Origin of the sequence: Sphingobium indicum BiD32, from assembly GCF_000382885.1 — a bacterium.
GTDB classification, from domain to species: domain Bacteria; phylum Pseudomonadota; class Alphaproteobacteria; order Sphingomonadales; family Sphingomonadaceae; genus Sphingobium; species Sphingobium japonicum_C.
This window is the reverse complement of record NZ_CAVK010000235.1, coordinates 1-650: the sequence shown is the minus strand read 5'-3', so window position 1 is coordinate 650 and position 650 is coordinate 1. Positions and strand designations below refer to the sequence as shown.

1 protein-coding gene is annotated in these 650 nt (G+C 54.8%); it reads right to left on the bottom strand.

All coding sequences use genetic code 11. The features are described from left to right. Positions 1-463: FAD-dependent monooxygenase (locus EBBID32_RS25065; protein WP_331271116.1), on the bottom strand; the 463-nt coding region annotated here is incomplete at its 3' end. Between the last annotated feature and the right edge of the window lie 187 nt (positions 464-650).

Sequence of the window (650 nt, the reverse complement as noted above, 5' to 3'; positions counted from 1 at the left end):
CAAAATCGCAATCGAGCCTATGCTCAGTTCCATTCTTTTTCCAAGTCAGGAAGGGCCGTTCGCTATCGACATCATGCAACATGGTCTCATCCGCATCCCAGATCACATGCACTCCGCGTGGCTCGGCCGCGTCGAACAGATCCCGCATTACCTCCTGTTGTCCGTAGACGGTTACGGTGGAGCCACCGGTCAAATTCGCCAAATCGATATGAATGATTTGACCGTCCAATGACAGATTGGTCCCGCTATGAACTAAGCCGTCCTGGTCCAGTCGAGACGACAATTTGAGGCGACGCATCAAGTCCACGGTCACCTGCTCCAGCACGCCGGCGCGAACGCGCCCTTCCACATAATGGCGATCACGCCGCTCGAGGACTATCGCTTCAATGTTTTCAGCGGCAAGCAGATGTGCAAGGAGCATGCCGGCCGGACCGGCGCCAATGATTGCGACTTGGGTTCGCATCTAATCCTCTTATTGGTACGGCGGGCTCGCATGGCCACCCCACGCCCCAAATTAGCTGGCAATACGCTACGCACCATGTCACGGCCGATAAAAAGATTGGACGATTCAACGGCAAAAATTATAGTCGGACCATGACCGCACGGCAGCAGATCCCAACCTTTTACCTCTATGGGGAGCCACATAGACT